The sequence below is a fragment of the Xanthomonas sp. DAR 35659 genome (assembly GCF_041242975.1).
Taxonomy (GTDB): domain Bacteria; phylum Pseudomonadota; class Gammaproteobacteria; order Xanthomonadales; family Xanthomonadaceae; genus Xanthomonas_A; species Xanthomonas_A medicagonis.
The window spans coordinates 3,228,508-3,243,889 of record NZ_CP162488.1 but is presented as its reverse complement, the minus strand read 5'-3'; the positions used below and the strand labels follow the sequence as shown (position 1 = coordinate 3,243,889).

At 70.0% G+C, this 15,382-nt stretch carries 14 protein-coding genes; 11 read left to right on the top strand and 3 right to left on the bottom strand.

What is annotated here, in order from left to right; translation table 11 throughout:
- Nucleotides 1–514 precede the first annotated feature (514 nt).
- Nucleotides 515–1,561 (top strand): alpha/beta hydrolase, encoded by a 1,047-nt coding sequence (locus AB3X07_RS13535; protein WP_369944760.1) that lies wholly within the window; start codon nucleotides 515–517, stop codon nucleotides 1,559–1,561.
- Nucleotides 1,562–1,573: 12 nt separating this feature from the next.
- Here the strand turns inward: AB3X07_RS13535 and AB3X07_RS13530 are convergent, their stop codons facing one another.
- The 3 genes from AB3X07_RS13530 to cysS form a co-directional block, all read right to left on the bottom strand.
- Complete coding sequence (locus AB3X07_RS13530) at nucleotides 1,574–2,824, bottom strand: MFS transporter (protein WP_369939119.1); 1,251 nt, start codon at nucleotides 2,822–2,824, stop codon at nucleotides 1,574–1,576.
- Nucleotides 2,821–3,258 carry a SufE family protein gene (locus AB3X07_RS13525; protein ID WP_369939117.1) on the bottom strand — a complete coding sequence of 146 codons (438 nt, stop codon included), beginning with the start codon at nucleotides 3,256–3,258 and terminating at the stop codon, nucleotides 2,821–2,823. The genes AB3X07_RS13530 and AB3X07_RS13525 overlap by 4 nt, the downstream gene beginning before the upstream one ends.
- A gap of 181 nt (nucleotides 3,259–3,439) precedes the next feature.
- A complete protein-coding gene (gene cysS, locus AB3X07_RS13520; protein ID WP_369939116.1) occupies nucleotides 3,440–4,849 on the bottom strand; it encodes a cysteine--tRNA ligase in 1,410 nt (469 codons plus the stop codon).
- Nucleotides 4,850–5,237: 388 nt separating this feature from the next.
- On the opposite strand from cysS, the gene AB3X07_RS13515 reads away from it, so the two are divergent.
- From AB3X07_RS13515 to AB3X07_RS13470, 10 genes are all read left to right on the top strand, one after another.
- A complete protein-coding gene (locus AB3X07_RS13515) occupies nucleotides 5,238–5,768 on the top strand; it encodes a hypothetical protein (RefSeq protein ID WP_369944758.1) in 531 nt (176 codons plus the stop codon).
- Between the two features lie 290 nt (nucleotides 5,769–6,058).
- Entirely contained in the window at nucleotides 6,059–7,090 is a 1,032-nt protein-coding gene (locus tag AB3X07_RS13510) for an N-acetylornithine carbamoyltransferase (protein ID WP_369939115.1), read from the top strand.
- Between the two features lie 57 nt (nucleotides 7,091–7,147).
- Complete coding sequence (locus AB3X07_RS13505; protein WP_369939114.1) at nucleotides 7,148–8,383, top strand: argininosuccinate synthase; 1,236 nt, start codon at nucleotides 7,148–7,150, stop codon at nucleotides 8,381–8,383.
- Between the two features lie 201 nt (nucleotides 8,384–8,584).
- Complete coding sequence (locus tag AB3X07_RS13500; protein WP_369939113.1) at nucleotides 8,585–9,028, top strand: GNAT family N-acetyltransferase; 444 nt, start codon at nucleotides 8,585–8,587, stop codon at nucleotides 9,026–9,028.
- Between the two features lie 6 nt (nucleotides 9,029–9,034).
- The gene (locus AB3X07_RS13495; protein WP_369939112.1) at nucleotides 9,035–10,147 is read left to right on the top strand and encodes an acetylornithine deacetylase; all 1,113 of its coding nucleotides are present in this window, start codon (nucleotides 9,035–9,037) and stop codon (nucleotides 10,145–10,147) included.
- A gap of 77 nt (nucleotides 10,148–10,224) precedes the next feature.
- On the top strand, nucleotides 10,225–11,541 hold the full coding sequence (locus AB3X07_RS13490; protein ID WP_369939111.1) for an acetylglutamate kinase: 1,317 nt from the start codon (nucleotides 10,225–10,227) through the stop codon (nucleotides 11,539–11,541).
- 26 nt (nucleotides 11,542–11,567) lie between these two features.
- The gene (locus AB3X07_RS13485; protein WP_369939110.1) at nucleotides 11,568–12,185 is read left to right on the top strand and encodes a GNAT family N-acetyltransferase; all 618 of its coding nucleotides are present in this window, start codon (nucleotides 11,568–11,570) and stop codon (nucleotides 12,183–12,185) included.
- Complete coding sequence (gene argC, locus AB3X07_RS13480) at nucleotides 12,182–13,162, top strand: N-acetyl-gamma-glutamyl-phosphate reductase (protein ID WP_369939109.1); 981 nt, start codon at nucleotides 12,182–12,184, stop codon at nucleotides 13,160–13,162. Before AB3X07_RS13485 ends, argC begins: the two co-directional genes overlap by 4 nt.
- A gap of 88 nt (nucleotides 13,163–13,250) precedes the next feature.
- Entirely contained in the window at nucleotides 13,251–14,546 is a 1,296-nt protein-coding gene (argH, locus tag AB3X07_RS13475) for an argininosuccinate lyase (RefSeq protein ID WP_369939108.1), read from the top strand.
- A gap of 86 nt (nucleotides 14,547–14,632) precedes the next feature.
- A complete protein-coding gene (locus AB3X07_RS13470) occupies nucleotides 14,633–15,382 on the top strand; it encodes a hypothetical protein (protein WP_369939107.1) in 750 nt (249 codons plus the stop codon).

The following is a 15,382-nucleotide window of genomic DNA, read 5'->3' as shown; positions in this document are numbered from 1 at the left end:
GGCACCGGCGTGCGGTGTCGCGGGCGCGAGCAGCACGGGGCGGCGAACCGCGGCAACGAGGATTGGGCGTGCGGACAGTGCAGGCCGGCACCGGTCGGACGGCGTCCGCGGCGACTTCCAGACACCGCGATCAGGCATTGCGTGGCTGAGCGCACCGGCGACTTGCCCGCCTTGGCGCGAAGTCCCGGGGCGATCAAGGGGGCCCTTAAATCCGGCTGTCATCGCGCCAGCGCAGACTGGCCGCGTGGCGGATGGCCACGCGGGCGCCGCTCCCCATGCTCTACCGTCGCTTTTTCCGTATCCCGCGCGGCGTCCCCGCTGTGGTGCGCGCCATGACGCGCCGCGTCGCCGCGCCGAATAGGTGTGCGATCCAGCACGGCTCGGGCATGCCGATGGACGCGCGCGGTCGCTCCTGCGTGGCCGTGGTCGCGTGCGCATGAGCGACGGCTGGGGGCGCGCCACGCGCGCAGGCACCCGTCGCAGGCGTGGCGGCCGCGGGCGCACGCTGCGCTGGATGGCGTCGATCGTGCTGGTGCTGGTGGCGGTCGTGGCGTTGGGCCCGCGGGTCAGTCCGACGTTGCCGCCGATCGCCCTGCCGGCGCTGCCGCAGGAGCCGTTGGCGCTGCAGGCCTGGCTCGACGCGCGCGAACAGGCCACGCCCGGCGTGCGTCCCGACAACCAGGCGCGCATCGTCTGGGCCGATCCGGCGCATCCGGGGCGCCGCGACTGCGCCATGGTCTACCTGCACGGCTTCACCGCCAGCCAGGGCGAAGGCGCGCCCACCCACGAGAGGCTGGCGCGCCACTTCGGCTGCAACCTGTACCTGCCGCGCTTGCCCGGACATGGCCTGGTCGCCGCCGACGCCCTGCGCGGCATCGACGCGCCGCGTCTGCTCGGCGGCGCGGCCGAGGCGCTGGCGGTGGCGCGGGTGCTGGGCCGGCGCGTGGTGGTGATCGGCAATTCGATGGGCGGCGCGCTGGCGCTGCAGACCGTGGCCGCGCACCCGCAACAGGTGCAGGCGCTGGTGCTGTGGTCGCCGCTGGTGCGCGAGCATGGCGAGCAACTGCAGCCGCTGCTGTGGCCGTGGGGCGCGCAATTGCTGCTGTGGTCGCGCAATGGCGGCGATCCGGTCATGCGCTACCCGGTCGACAGCGGCTACTGGGCCGACGCCACCCATGTCGACGGCTACCGCGCGCTGGCCGCGCTGACCCGCGGCGGGATGCGGCCGGCGACCTATGCGCGGATCCACGTGCCGGTGTTCCTCGGGTACTACTATCGGGACGCGCAGCATCAGGACGCGACGGTGTCGGTGGCGGCGATGCAGGCGATGTTCGCGCAGTTGGGCACGCCGCCGGCGTTGCGCCAGGCGGTGGATTTCCCGGATGCCGGCAACCACGTGCTGGCCTCGCCGATCCGCTCCAAGGCGGTGCCGGCGGTGTTCGCGGCGAGCTGCCGGTTCCTGGCCGGGCAGGGCGGGCTGGTGGCGCCGGCAGGCGGGCCCGATTGCGCGCAGGCGTGGGCGCACGCGATGGCGCGGACGGGAGGCGCGGCCGCGCCCTGAGCGGCGCCGGCCTTATTGCAGGTCGCGCAGGTCCAGCTTGCGCAGCTTCGGCGCTTTCCAGGCGGTGACGCCGACCACGACCAAGGTCACGCATCCGCCCAGCACCACTGCGGGCACGAGCGTGATCAGCCGCGCCATCACCCCGTCGTAGAAGGCGCCCAGTTCGTTCGACGAGCCGATGAAGATGCCGTTGATCGACGACACCCGCCCGCGCATCGCGTCCGGCGTGGCCAGTTGCAGGATGGTCGAGCGCACGATCACCGACACGCCGTCGCACATGCCGTAGACCAGCAGGATCGCCGCCGACAGCCAGAAGTGCCGGGACAGGCCGAAGGCGATGGTGCACAGGCCGAAGCCGGTCACCGCCAGCAGCAGGATGCGGCCGGCATTGCGCTGCAGCGGGCGCCGCGCCAGCCACAGCCCGACCAGCACAGAGCCCAGCGCCGGCGCGCCGCGCAGGATGCCCAGGCCTTCGGGGCCGTAGTGCAGGATGTCGTGGATGAAGGCGGGCAGCATCGACACCGCGCCGCCAAGCAGCACCGAGAACATGTCCAGCGCCATCGCGCCGAGCATGATCTGGTTGGAGAACACGAACTGCGCGCCCTCGGCGATGCTGCGGAAGATCGACGCGCGCGGGCCGTCGTTGACCGGTTCGGCGACGCGCAGCAGCAACAGCGACAGCATCGCCACGCAGGCCACCGCCATCGCCACGCCGTAGGACAGGCCCTTGCCGCCCCAGCCGACCAGCACCCCGCCCAGCGCCGGGCCGATCACCATGCCGGTCTGGAACACCACGCTGCCGAGGCTGGCGCCGCGCGCATAGGCCTCTCGTGGCAGCGCGCGCGCGAACAGTGCGTTGTACACCGGCGACAGGAACGCGCGTGCCGCGCCGGTCAGCGCGATCGCCGCGTAGATCGGCCACACGCCATGCACCGGCAGCCAGCCGCGGGTCAGCGCCAGCAGCACGCCCGCGGTCGCGACCAGGCCCAGGCTGGCGAACATGCCCAGCCGCCGCCGCGGCAGGTGGTCGACCAGGTAGCCGGCGAACGGCGCGATGCAGAAGAACGGCAGGATCTCGGCCAGCCCGATCAGCCCCAGCGACAGCGGGTTGCGGGTGATTTCGTAGATGTGCCAGCCGACCGTGACCGCGACGATCTGGTAGGACAGCATCGCGCAGATGCGGTAGCCCAGCACCAGCGCGAAGCCGGGATGCGCCAGCAGGGTGCGCAGGGTCTGCGGTGGGGCCGGCAGCGGCGCGCTCATGCCTGCGCGCGCGCGCTGTCCTGGATGAAGGCCAGGAGCGCGGCCAGGCCGTTGCTGCGGGTCGGCGACAGATGCTTGCCCAGGCCGATCGCGGCGACGAAGTCCGGCGCGGTGGCCAGGATCTCGGCCGCGCTGCGTCCGGAGTAGACCCGCAACGCCAGGTAGATCAGCCCGGAGACGATCGCCGAATCGCTGATCGCATGGAACACCAGGCGCTGCGCATCGCCCTCGGGCACGATCCACACCATCGACTGGCAGCCGTGCAGGCGATGCTCCTCGGTCTTCCATTCCTCGGGGAAGGCGGGCAGCTTGCGGCCCAGGTCGATCAGGTACTGGTAGCGCTCGGACCAGTCGCCGAAGAAGCCGAATTCCTCGGCGATGGCGGCCTGGGCGGCGGCGGGCGTGGGTTCGAGCGGGAAATCGGTCTCGGTCATCAGCAATCCAGGATCAAGCGATGCAAAGCCCCTCTCCCACCGGGAGAGGGGTTGGGGTGAGGGTACGGGCGCAGCCTCGTGAGAAATCGACGGCAGTCGCTACGCCCGCCGTCTTATCGGCGCTGCCGTACCCTCATCCGCCCCTTCGGGGCACCTTCTCCCGATGGGAGAAGGGAAAAGCTCACCCGCGCTTCCAGCGTACGCCCTGCGGCGTGTCCTCCAGGACAATGCCTTCGTCGGCCAGCTCCTGGCGGATCGCATCGGCCTGGGCGAAGTCGCGGTTCTTCTTGGCGGCGCTGCGCGCGTCGATCAGCGCCTGGATGCGCGCATCGTCGCCGTCGCCGACGCCGCGGTTGAACCAGGCCTCGGGCGTCTGCTGCAGCAGGCCCAGCGCCAGACCGGCACCGAGCAGGTCGGACTTGGCCTGCTGCAATTGCGCTTGCAACTGCGCGTCGCGCGCTGCGTCGGGACCGCCGGCCGGCGCGAGCAGTTGCCGCGCCACGGTCGCGATCCGCGCCACTTCGGCCAGCGCCTGCGGGGTGTTGAGATCGTCGTCCAGCGCGGTTTCGATCGCTTGCGGGATCGCCGCGGTGGCCTCGATCGCGTCCAGCGCGCGCAGGGTGCCGTACAGCCGGTCCAGGGTGTTCTTGCACTGTTCGATCAGCGCCTCGGACCAGTCCAGCGGTTGCCGATAGTGCGCGCTCAACAGCGCATAGCGCAGCGCTTCCGGCGGATGCTTGGCGATCAGGTCGTGCACGGTCTCGATGTTGCCCAGCGACTTGCTCATCTTCGCGCCGCTGAAGTTGAGCATGCCGTTGTGCAACCAGAAACGGGCGAAGGTGGCCCCGCCATGGGCGCATTCGCTCTGCGCGATCTCGTTCTCGTGGTGCGGGAACTGCAGGTCCACGCCGCCGGCGTGGATGTCGATGGTCTCGCCCAGGTGCGCGGCGGCCATCGCCGAGCATTCGATATGCCAGCCGGGGCGACCGCGGCCCCATGGCGATTGCCAGCCCGGCAGGTCGTCGCTGGACGGCTTCCACAGCACGAAATCGCCGGGGTCGCGCTTGTACGGGGCGACCTCGACGCGGGCGCCGGCCAGCATCTCCTCCGGATCGCGCCGCGACAGCTTGCCGTAGCCGGGGAAGCTGCCCACCGCGAACAGCACATGGCCCTCGGCGGCGTAGGCATGGCCGCTGCCGATCAGGCGCTCGATCATCGCCACGATCTGCGGGATGTGCGCGGTGGCCTCCGGCTCCAGGTCCGGCGGCTGCACGCCCAGCGCGGCCATGTCCTGCCGGTAGATGGCGGCGAAGCGGTCGGTGATGGCGGCGATCGGCACCCCCTGGGCCTGCGCGGCGGCGTTGATCTTGTCGTCCACGTCGGTGATGTTGCGGGCGTAGCGCAGCGCGCCGTAGCGCCGCCGCAGCAGCGCGGCCAGCACGTCGAACACTACCGGGCCGCGCGCGTTGCCTATGTGCGCGTAGTTGTAGACGGTGGGGCCGCAGACGTAGAGGGTGGGACCGGCGACCGGGTCCAGCGGTTCGAAGGCGTCGACCCGGCGGGTCAGGTTGTTGTGCAGGCGCAGGGTCATCGGCATCGGGCGTGGGGAAGCCGCTCGATTCTACCGGCAGCGGCCCGGGGCGTCTCATGCGTTCACGACTCGCCGCGCCGACGCGTCGACGGGGTTTGGCCACGCGGCGGCATCGCTGCCGGCCAGCGCGGGCGCGCGAAAGCCGCGGGCGGCGGTGGAAGACCTGCAGCGGTGGGCGCCCGGGCGCGGGAAGCGCACCTGTGCGGCAGGCGTGGCCCACCTGCCGGCGTGGGCTCGCTTCCTCTCGCTTGCTCGCGCCGCGCGGGCGACCCATGTCGCGAAAGGGCGGGGCGTCGCGCGGGGCGGGCCGCCCGCGTAGGCCGGCGTTCAGCCCGACGCAAGGCGCCATGCCTACACTGCTCGTTCTGTCCCTCGAAGCCTGGTGCCGATGCGTCCGTACCTGTTGTTGCCGCTGGTCGGCCTGTTCGCATGCGGCACGGCGCCGGCCTGGGCCCAGGACAGCGAGGCGCGCAACCGCGTGGTGGTGATCGAGAACGTCAAGCTCGACTACGCGCAGGTGCTCAACGTGGAGCCGGTCTACCAGACCCTGCGTGCGACCCGCACCGAGCAGCAGTGCGACCCCGAGCCGGCCCCGGCCCCGGCGCCCGCGCCGGCCAAGCCGGCGCAGGACGACAGCCGCCTGAATCGGCTGATGGACTCGGTGAAGGACATCTTCAGCCGCCGCCACGAGACCGCGCCCGCCGCCGCGGCGGCACCGGCGGCGCCATCGAGCGGACGCAACTGCCGCCTGGTCGAAGTCGGCCGCGAGTTCCGTCGCCCGATCGCCTACGACGTGGACTATGTGTACAAGGGCACCAAGTACCGCTCGCGGTTGCCGGAGGATCCGGGCAACCGGCTGCGCATCCGCGTGTCGGTGGCGCCGTACATGCCCGATGCGGTCGTGGTGCCGCCGCGCTGAGCGCGCTTGCGCCTGTGGCGTGCGTGTGCGAGGATGCGCGCCGATGAAAGCGAACCTGCCCCAGCACGATCTCAGCGCCGCCCGCATGGCCTCGGGCATGACATCGCGCGCGCGTCGACCGGAATCCCACATTCTCGCTGGGTAACCGGAGCGTCGTGCCGTTCGTTCTGAAAACCCAGCCCGAGGCTGGGTTTTTTCGTTTCATCGGCCGGAAAAGTTTCACCCGTAAAGAACCTGCTCCTGGAACCTCCCGCGCGTCCCGCGTCCCCACCGCTGCAAAGGATCGATCGATGTCTCTGAAGCACTTCTTGAACACCCAGGACTGGAGCCGGGCCGAGCTGGACGCGCTGCTGACCCAGGCCGCGCTGTTCAAGCGCAACAAACTAGGCAGCGAGCTGAAGGGCAAGTCGATCGCGCTGGTGTTCTTCAACCCGTCGATGCGGACCCGCACCAGCTTCGAGCTGGGCGCGTTCCAGTTGGGCGGGCATGCGGTGGTGCTGCAGCCGGGCAAGGACGCCTGGCCGATCGAGTTCGACCTGGGCACGGTGATGGACGGCGACACCGAGGAGCACATCGCCGAGGTGGCGCGGGTACTGGGCCGCTACGTGGACCTGATCGGCGTGCGCGCGTTCCCGAAGTTCGTCGACTGGGCCAAGGACCGCGAGGACCTGGTGTTGAAGAGCTTCGCCAGGTATTCGCCGGTGCCGGTGATCAACATGGAGACCATCACCCATCCCTGCCAGGAGTTGGCGCATGCGCTGGCGCTGCAGGAGCACTTCGGCACCCAGGACCTGCGCGGCAAGAAGTACGTGCTGACCTGGACCTACCATCCCAAGCCGCTGAATACCGCGGTGGCCAATTCCGCGCTGACCATCGCCACCCGCCTGGGCATGGACGTGACCCTGCTGTGCCCGACCCCGGACTACGTGCTCGACGAGCGCTATATGGGCTGGGCCGCGCAGAACGTGGAAGAGAGCGGTGGTTCGCTGACCGTCAGCCACGACATCGACAGCGCCTACGCCGGCGCCGACGTGGTCTACGCCAAGAGTTGGGGCGCGCTGCCGTTCTTCGGCAACTGGGGCCCGGAGAAGCCGATCCGCGACCAGTACCAGCACTTCATCGTCGACGAACGCAAGATGGCGCTGACCAACAACGGCGTGTTCTCGCACTGCCTGCCGCTGCGCCGCAACGTCAAGGCCACCGACGCGGTGATGGATTCGCCCAATTGCATCGCCATCGACGAGGCCGAGAACCGACTGCATGTGCAGAAGGCCATCATGGCGGCGCTTGCGTCGCAAGCGGGAATCGGGAATCGGGAATAGAGAATCGCTACAGCAACAGCGTTGGCCCCCACTTTTACGCGTGATAAGGAAACAACCATGAGCACCGCTTCTTCCATTCCCGATTCCCCAATCCCCACTCCCGGCTTCAAGGACATCGTCCTCGCCTTCTCCGGCGGCCTGGACACCAGCTTCTGCATTCCCTACCTGCAGGCCAAGGGCTATGCGGTGCACACCGTGTTCGCCGACACCGGCGGCGTGGACGCCGAGGAGCGCGACTTCATCGAGAAGCGCGCCGCGGAACTGGGTGCGGCCAGCCACGTCACGGTCGATGGCGGCCCGGCGATCTGGGCCGGCTTCGTCAAGCCGTTCGTGTGGGCCGGCGAGGGCTATCAGGGCCAGTATCCGCTGCTGGTGTCGGACCGCTACCTGATCGTCGATGCAGCGCTCAAGCGCGCCGAGGAACTGGGCACCAAGGTCATCGCCCACGGCTGCACCGGCATGGGCAACGACCAGGTGCGCTTCGACCTGGCGGTCAAGGCGCTGGGCGACTACGAGATCGTCGCGCCGATCCGCGAGATCCAGAAGGAACACACCCAGACCCGCGCCTACGAGCAGAAGTACCTGGAGGAGCGCGGCTTCGGCGTGCGCGCCAAGCAGCAGGCCTACACCATCAACGAGAACCTGCTGGGCCTGACCATGTCCGGCGGCGAGATCGACCGCTGGGAAGCGCCGGGCGAGGGCGCCCGCGGCTGGTGCGCGCCGCGCAGCGCGTGGCCGACCGAGCCGCTGACGGTGAAGCTGAAGTTCGTGCACGGCGAGGCGGTCGAACTCGACGGCAAGGCGCTGCCGGGCGAACAGATCCTGGCCAAGCTCAACAAGCTGTTCGCGCCCTACGGCGTGGGCCGCGGCGTGTACACCGGCGACACCGTGATCGGCCTGAAGGGCCGCATCGTGTTCGAGGCGCCGGGCCTGGTGGCGCTGCTGGCCGCGCACCGCGCGCTGGAGGACGCGGTGCTGACCAAGCAGCAGAACCGCTTCAAGCCGGACGTGGCGCGCAAGTGGGTGGAGCTGGTCTACGAGGGCTTCTACCACGACCCGCTGAAGACCGACCTGGAGGCCTTCCTGAAGTCGTCGCAGGCGATGGTCAACGGCGAAGTGACGCTGGAGACCCGCGGCGGCCGCGTCGACGCGGTGGCGGTGAAGTCGCCGCACCTGCTCAACGCCAAGGGCGCCACCTACGCGCAGTCGGCGGACTGGGGCGTGGCCGAGGCCGAGGGCTTCATCAAGCTGTTCGGGATGAGCTCGACGCTGTACGCCCAGGTCAATCGCTGACGCTTTGAAAAGCCCCTCTCCCCTCGGGAGAGGGGTTGGGGTGAGGGTACGGGCGAAGCCTCGCAATCGTTGGCTGCGCGTTGCGCCTGTCCCTTTACCTCGCTGGCGCGATTCGCTTTACCAGGCTTCGCCCGTACCCTCATCCGCCCCCTTCGGGGGCACCTTCTCCCGGTGGGAGAAGGGGGCCACTGCGATGGAACCATGCACGCACTACGCATCAGCACCGACAAGCAGGAACTGGATCTGCCGCTGATCCATCGCTTCCTCAGCGAGCAGGCCTATTGGTGCCTGGGCATCCCGCTGGATACGGTGCAGCGGGCGATCGCCGGTTCGCTGTGCTTCGGCGGCTATGTCGAGGGTGCAGGGCAGGTGGCGTTCGCCCGAGCGATCACCGACGGGGCGACGTTTGCCTATCTGGCCGACGTGTTCGTGCTCGACGCCTACCGCGGCCGCGGCTACGGCAAGCAACTGGTCGCCGCGATCATGGCGCATCCGCAGCTGCAGGGCCTGCGCCGCTTCATGCTCGCCACCTCCGATGCGCATGCGCTATACGCCCAATACGGCTTCGCCGCGCCGGCGCGGCCGCAGTCGTTGATGGAAATCGCCCACCCCGACCTCTATCGCACCCGCCCCACGGCGGCCTGACCGACCATGACCGATCTGCTCACCTCCACGCTCGATCACCTGCAGGCGCTGGTGTCCTTCGACACCCGCAATCCGCCGCGCGCGATCGGCACTGATGGCATCTTCGACTACCTCCGCGCGCAGCTGCCCGGCTTCGCGGTGGAGGTGATCGACCACGGCGCCGGCGCGGTCAGCCTGTATGCGGTGCGCGGCACGCCGAAGTACCTGTTCAATGTGCACTTGGACACGGTGCCGGATTCGCCGCACTGGAGCGCCGACCCGCACGTCATGCGGCGCCTGGACGATCGCGTGGTCGGCCTGGGCGTGTGCGACATCAAGGGCGCGGCTGCGGCGCTGGTCGCGGCAGCCAATGCCGGCGACGGCGATGCAGCGTTCCTGTTCTCCAGCGACGAGGAGGCCAACGACCCGCGCTGCATCGCCGCGTTCCTGGCCCGCGGCATCGCCTACGAGGCGGTGCTGGTGGCCGAGCCGACCATGAGCGAGGCGGTGCTGGCGCACCGCGGCATCAGCTCGGTGTTGATGCGCTTCGCCGGCCGCGCCGGGCATGCCTCGGGCAAGCAGGACGCCGCGGCCAGCGCGCTGCATCAGGCGATGCGCTGGGGCGGCCGTGCGCTGGACCATGTGGAGTCGCTGGCGCATGCGCGCTTCGGCGGGCTGACCGGGCTGCGCTTCAACATCGGCCGGGTCGAGGGCGGGATCAAGGCCAACATGATCGCGCCGGCGGCGGAGCTGCGCTTCGGCTTCCGGCCGCTGCCGTCGATGGACGTGGACGCCTTGCTGGCGACCTTCGCCGGCTTCGCCGAGCCGGCCGCGGCGCATTTCGAGGAGACATTCCGCGGGCCGAGCCTGCCGTCGGGCGCGGCTTCTGACTGGAATGGCGCCCGCGCCGAGGACAAGCGCCTGGCCGCGCGCGACGTCGCCGATGCGCTGGAGCTGCCGATCGGCAACGCGGTGGACTTCTGGACCGAGGCCTCGCTGTTCTCCGCCGGCGGCTACACCGCGCTGGTCTACGGCCCGGGCGACATCGCCCAGGCGCACACCGCCGACGAGTTCGTGACGCTGGAGCAACTGCAGCGCTACGCCGACGCGGTGCACCGCATCATCAACGGCGCGCGCTGAGCCGCGCGCCTCCACCTGCCATCCGGGCCGATCCCGCGATCGCCCACCCTGGATTCCTTCGGACACCGCCCCCCGCCATGCACGCCAACCGCCAAACCCGCCAGACCATTGTGCGCCTGCTTTCGAGCATGGCCAGCGCGAAGGAGATCAGCCAGTACCTCAAGCGCTTCTCGCAACTGGATGCCAAGCGCTTCGCCGTGGTCAAGGTCGGCGGCGCGGTGCTGCGCGACGACCTGGAGGCGCTGACCTCGTCGCTGTCGTTCCTGCAGGAAGTGGGCCTGACCCCGATCGTGCTGCACGGCGCCGGCCCGCAGCTGGACGCGGAGCTGTCCGCCGCCGGCATCGACAAGCAGACCGTCAATGGCCTGCGGGTGACCTCGCCGGAAGCGCTGGCGATCGTGCGCCGGGTGTTCCAGGCCTCCAACCTCAAGCTGGTCGAGGCGCTGCAGCAGAATGGCGCGCGCGCCACCTCGATCACCGGCGGCGTGTTCGAGGCGCAGTACCTGGACCGCGACACCTACGGGCTGGTCGGCGAGGTCACCGCGGTGAACCTGGCGCCGATCGAGGCCAGCCTGCAGGCCGGCTCGATCCCGGTCATCACCAGCCTGGGCGAAACCCCCAGCGGGCAGATCCTCAACATCAACGCTGATTTCGCCGCCAACGAACTGGTGCAGGAACTGCAGCCGTACAAGATCATCTTCCTCACCGGCACCGGCGGCCTGCTCGACGAACAGGGCCGGGTGATCGATTCGATCAACCTGTCCACCGAGTACGACCACCTGATCGCGCAGCCCTGGATCCATGGCGGCATGAAGGTGAAGATCGAGCAGATCAAGGATCTGCTGGACCGGCTGCCGCTGGAGTCGTCGGTGTCGATCACGCGTCCGGCCGACCTGGCCAAGGAACTGTTCACCCATAAGGGCTCGGGCACCCTGGTGCGGCGCGGCGAGAAGGTGCTGCGCGCCACGGCGTGGAGCGAGCTGGACCTGCCGCGGCTGAAGACCTTGATCGAATCCAGCTTCGGCCGCACCCTGGTGCCGGACTATTTCGACACCACCAAGCTGCTGCGCGCCTACGTCAGCGAGAACTACCGCACCGCGGTGATCCTCACCGACGAGGGCGGCTATACCTACCTGGACAAGTTCGCGGTGCTCGACGACGCGCAGGGCGAGGGCCTGGGCCGTGCGGTGTGGAACGTGATGCGCGAGGAGACGCCGCAGCTGTTCTGGCGCTCGCGCCACAACAACCAGGTCAACATCTTCTACTACGCCGAGTCCGACGGCTGCTTCAAACAGGAGAAGTGGAAGGTGTTCTGGTACGGACTGGACAGCTTCGAGCAGATCCAGCACTGCGTGGCGCATTGCGCCACGCGCACGCCGACCCTGCAGGGCTGAGCGGCCTTCTCGCCTAGACTCTCCCAATGTCCAGCATCGATCCCGCACTTCCCGAATCCTGGCGCCGCGTGCCGACGCTGCGCGGCCGCCACGTCGGCCTGGAGCCATTGCAGGCGGCGCACGCCGAGGGCCTGCGCGCCGCGCTGCACGGCAGCGGCCTGGACAGGCTGTGGTACACCAACGTGCCGGCGCCGGAGCGGGTGGACGCCTATGTCGCCGCCGCGCTGGAGGTGCAGGCGCTGGGCCGGGTGCTGCCGTTCGTGGTGCGCGATGCGCAGGGCGAGATCGTCGGCAGCACGCGTTTCTACGGCCTGGATCCGCAGGTGCCGACGCTGTCGATCGGCTACACCTGGTATGCGCCGCGGGTGCAGCGCACGGGCCTGAACACCGAGGCCAAGCTGCTGCTGCTTGGGCATGCCTTCGACACGCTCGGTTGTCTCAGTGTGGTGTTCGAGACCAGTTGGTTCAACCACGCCTCGCGCAGCGCGATCGCGCGGTTGGGGGCCAAGCAGGACGGCGTGCTGCGCAACCACAAGCGCCACGCCGACGGCACCCCGCGCGACACCGTCGTCTTTTCCATCATCGATACGGAATGGGCCGGGGTGAAACGCCACCTGCAGTTCCGCCTGGATTCGCACGCATGAGCACTCCCATCTATTCCATCGGCATCGTCGGCGCCCGCGGCCACACCGGCGCGGAACTGATCCGCCTGATCGCCGCGCATCCGCAATTGCGCCTGGCCTTCCTGTCCTCGCGCGAGCTGGACGGGCAGCGCGTCGATGCGCACCACGACGCCTACCAGGGCGAGCTGCGCTACGAGAACCTCGATCCCGAGGCGGTGGCGGCCAAGCGCGCCGACGTGGTGGTGCTGGCGCTGCCCAACGGCAAGGCCGCGCCCTACGTGGCGGCGCTGGACGCGGCGGTCGGCGCTGGTGCGCCGGATTCGATCGTGGTCGATCTGTCCGCGGACTACCGCTTCGACCCGGCCTGGTATTACGGCCTGCCGGAACTGACCCGCGCGCGCTATGCCGGCCAGCGCCGCATCAGCAACCCGGGCTGCTACGCCACCGCGATGCAGCTGGCGATCGCGCCGCTGCGCGAGCAGCTCGCCGGCCCGCCGCAGTGTTTCGGCGTGTCGGGCTATTCCGGCGCGGGCACCACGCCGTCGGACAAAAACAATCCGGCGCTGTTGCACGACAACCTGATGCCGTACGCGCTGACCGACCACATGCACGAGCGCGAGGTGTCCGCGCAGCTCGGCGTGCCGGTGGAGTTCATGCCGCACGTGGCACCGCATTTCCGCGGCATCACCATGACCGTGAACCTGTGGCTGCAGCAGCCGCTGAAGCTGGAGGCGGTGCAGCAGCTGTATCGCGCCCGGTATGCCGGCGAGCCGCTGATCGAGGTGATCGACGAGGCGCCGTGGGTCAGCCGTATCGCCGGCCGCCACGGCGTGCAGCTCGGCGGCTTCACCCTGGCCCCGGGCAACAAGCGCCTGGTGCTGGTGGCGACGCTGGACAACCTGCTCAAGGGCGCGGCGACGCAGGCGATGCAGAACCTCAACCTGGCGCTGGGCGTGGACGAGTTGACGTCGATCCCGCCGATACACACGCCGGAGTAGGACACCCACAATCAGCGCCGTATCCCCAACGGACGCAGTGCGCCGCTTTCCGAATCCCAATTCCCCAATCCCCATTCCCGGCTTCCCAATGACCAATCTGCTTTGGCAAAAACCCGGCGTCGCCGTCGACACGCAGATCCAGGCCTTCCTGGCCGGCGACGACGTGCTGCTGGACCGCGAGTTCTTCCTGCACGACATCGCCGCCAGCGGCGCGCACGCCGAAGGCCTGCAGCGCATCGGCATTCTCTCGGCCGACGAACTGGCCGGGCTGCAGCGCGAACTGGCGGTGCTGGCCGAGGATTTCCGCAGCGGCGCGTTCGTGCTGGATGCGCGCTTCGAGGACGGCCACTCGGCGATCGAGGCGCGGCTGACCGAGCGCCTGGGCGATGCCGGACGCAAGATCCACACCGGGCGCAGCCGCAACGACCAGATCCTGGTCGCCACCCGGCTGTGGCTGAAGGACAGGCTGGCGCGGCTGGCGCAGCTCGGCGCGGAAATCGCCAAGGTGGCGCTGGATCGCGCGCAGGCCGAGCGCGACCTGCCGGTGCCCGGCTACACCCACATCCAGCGCGCCGTGGTGTCCTCGGCCGGCATGTGGTGGGCGGGCTGGGCCGAGGCCTTCATCGACGACGCGATCCGCGCGCGCGACACCCTGCGCCTGGTCGACTGCAATCCGCTCGGCACCGCCGCCGGCTACGGCGTCAACCTGCCGCTGGACCGCGCCCACACCACCGCCGCGCTGGGCTTCGCGCGGCTGCAGGTCAGCCCGATCTACGCGCAGCTCTCGCGCGGCAAGTTCGAGATGGCCGCGCTGGAAGCGCTGGGCAGCGCCACCCTGGATCTGCGCCGCCTTGCCTGGGATCTGTCGCTGTTCACTAGCGGCGAATTCGGGTTCGTCGCGCTGCCGGCGCAGTACACCACCGGCAGCTCGATCATGCCCAACAAGCGCAACCCCGACGTGATCGAGCTGATGCGCGCCACCCACGCCAGCGTGGCCGCCGCGCGCACCGAGATCGAACAGTTGCTGTCGCTGCCGTCGGGCTATCACCGTGACCTGCAGAGCAGCAAGGGCGCGATCTTCCACGGCTTCGGCCGCGGCCTGGCCGCGCTGGAGCTGCTGCCGGCGCTGCTGGCCAACCTGGAGTGGCGCGAGGACAAGCTGCGCGCGGCGATCGACTCGGGCATGTACGCCACCGACGTGGCGGTGGAAGCCGCGGTGGCCGGCGTGCCGTTCCGCGAGGCCTACCAGGCCGCCGCCGCATCCGCCGACAGCGCGGGGCAGGGGCGCACGCCGGAAGGCAGCCTGGCGGCGCGGGTGTCGCCCGGTGCAGCCGCCGATCTGCAGTTGCAGGCGCTGCGCGCGCGCTGGGACACGCTGGGATGAGCCTGCGTGGCCGTCCCACAGGCTGGCGCGCGGCGATCGCATCGCCCGCGTGGTCAGGCAGTGCGGGCGGCCTGCGGACCATCGCCTTGGCGCTGCTCGTCGCGGGGCTGCTGGCGCTGCCCGCGGCCCCGGCCAGCGCGGCGGTCGGGGCCGCGCCGAAGGTGGCGGTCTACCGCGGTGCGGCCGGCTGCCGCGGCTGCTCGGAGATGGTGGTGGATGCGTTGCGCGCGACCGGCCTGCCGCTGACGATCGTCTATGTCGGCGAGCGCGAACCGCTGCACGTGACCCCCGCCACGCTGCGCGATGTCGATCTGTACATCCAGCCCGGCGGCGGCCAGGACATCCCGGCCGCGTACGCCGCCCTCGGCGACGATGGCGCCGCGGCCTTGCGCGACTTCGTCAGCGGCGGCAAGGGTTTCCTGGGCCTGTGCATGGGGGCGTACCTGGCCGACCGCGACGGCATCGGCCTGGTCGATGTGGCGCTGCAGTCGGAAGTCGGGCGTCCGCGCTCGGGCATCGACGACGAAGGCGACCACACCATCGCCATCCGCTGGGACGGAACCTGGCAGCGCGTCTACTATCAGGACGGCCCGTTCCTCACCGGCAGCGCGGCGGACGGCTTCGTGCCGATCGCCCAGTACGGCAACGGCGACGTGGCGATCGCGCGCTATCGCCATGGCCGCGGCACGGTGGTGCTGGCCGGGCCGCATCCGGAGGCGGACGAGCGCTGGATGGACGAGGCCGGCGATGTCGCCCCGCAGGACAACCTGCGACGGCTGCTGCGGCTGTTTCCCGGCCTTGGCGCCCGCGCGGAGGCACCACCGCCGGTGCGCTGA

Bases quoted from the DNA above. Each gene is read 5' to 3' on its own strand.
- AB3X07_RS13535 (WP_369944760.1), top strand. From the start codon at position 515: ATGGCGTCGATCGTGCTGGTGCTGGTGGCGGTCGTGGCGTTGGGCCCG.
- AB3X07_RS13530 (WP_369939119.1), bottom strand. From the start codon at position 2,824: ATGAGCGCGCCGCTGCCGGCCCCACCGCAGACCCTGCGCACCCTGCTG.
- AB3X07_RS13525 (WP_369939117.1), bottom strand. From the start codon at position 3,258: ATGACCGAGACCGATTTCCCGCTCGAACCCACGCCCGCCGCCGCCCAG.
- cysS (WP_369939116.1), bottom strand. From the start codon at position 4,849: ATGACCCTGCGCCTGCACAACAACCTGACCCGCCGGGTCGACGCCTTC.
- AB3X07_RS13515 (WP_369944758.1), top strand. From the start codon at position 5,238: ATGCGTCCGTACCTGTTGTTGCCGCTGGTCGGCCTGTTCGCATGCGGC.
- AB3X07_RS13510 (WP_369939115.1), top strand. From the start codon at position 6,059: ATGTCTCTGAAGCACTTCTTGAACACCCAGGACTGGAGCCGGGCCGAG.
- AB3X07_RS13505 (WP_369939114.1), top strand. From the start codon at position 7,148: ATGAGCACCGCTTCTTCCATTCCCGATTCCCCAATCCCCACTCCCGGC.
- AB3X07_RS13500 (WP_369939113.1), top strand. From the start codon at position 8,585: ATGCACGCACTACGCATCAGCACCGACAAGCAGGAACTGGATCTGCCG.
- AB3X07_RS13495 (WP_369939112.1), top strand. From the start codon at position 9,035: ATGACCGATCTGCTCACCTCCACGCTCGATCACCTGCAGGCGCTGGTG.
- AB3X07_RS13490 (WP_369939111.1), top strand. From the start codon at position 10,225: ATGCACGCCAACCGCCAAACCCGCCAGACCATTGTGCGCCTGCTTTCG.
- AB3X07_RS13485 (WP_369939110.1), top strand. From the start codon at position 11,568: ATGTCCAGCATCGATCCCGCACTTCCCGAATCCTGGCGCCGCGTGCCG.
- argC (WP_369939109.1), top strand. From the start codon at position 12,182: ATGAGCACTCCCATCTATTCCATCGGCATCGTCGGCGCCCGCGGCCAC.
- argH (WP_369939108.1), top strand. From the start codon at position 13,251: ATGACCAATCTGCTTTGGCAAAAACCCGGCGTCGCCGTCGACACGCAG.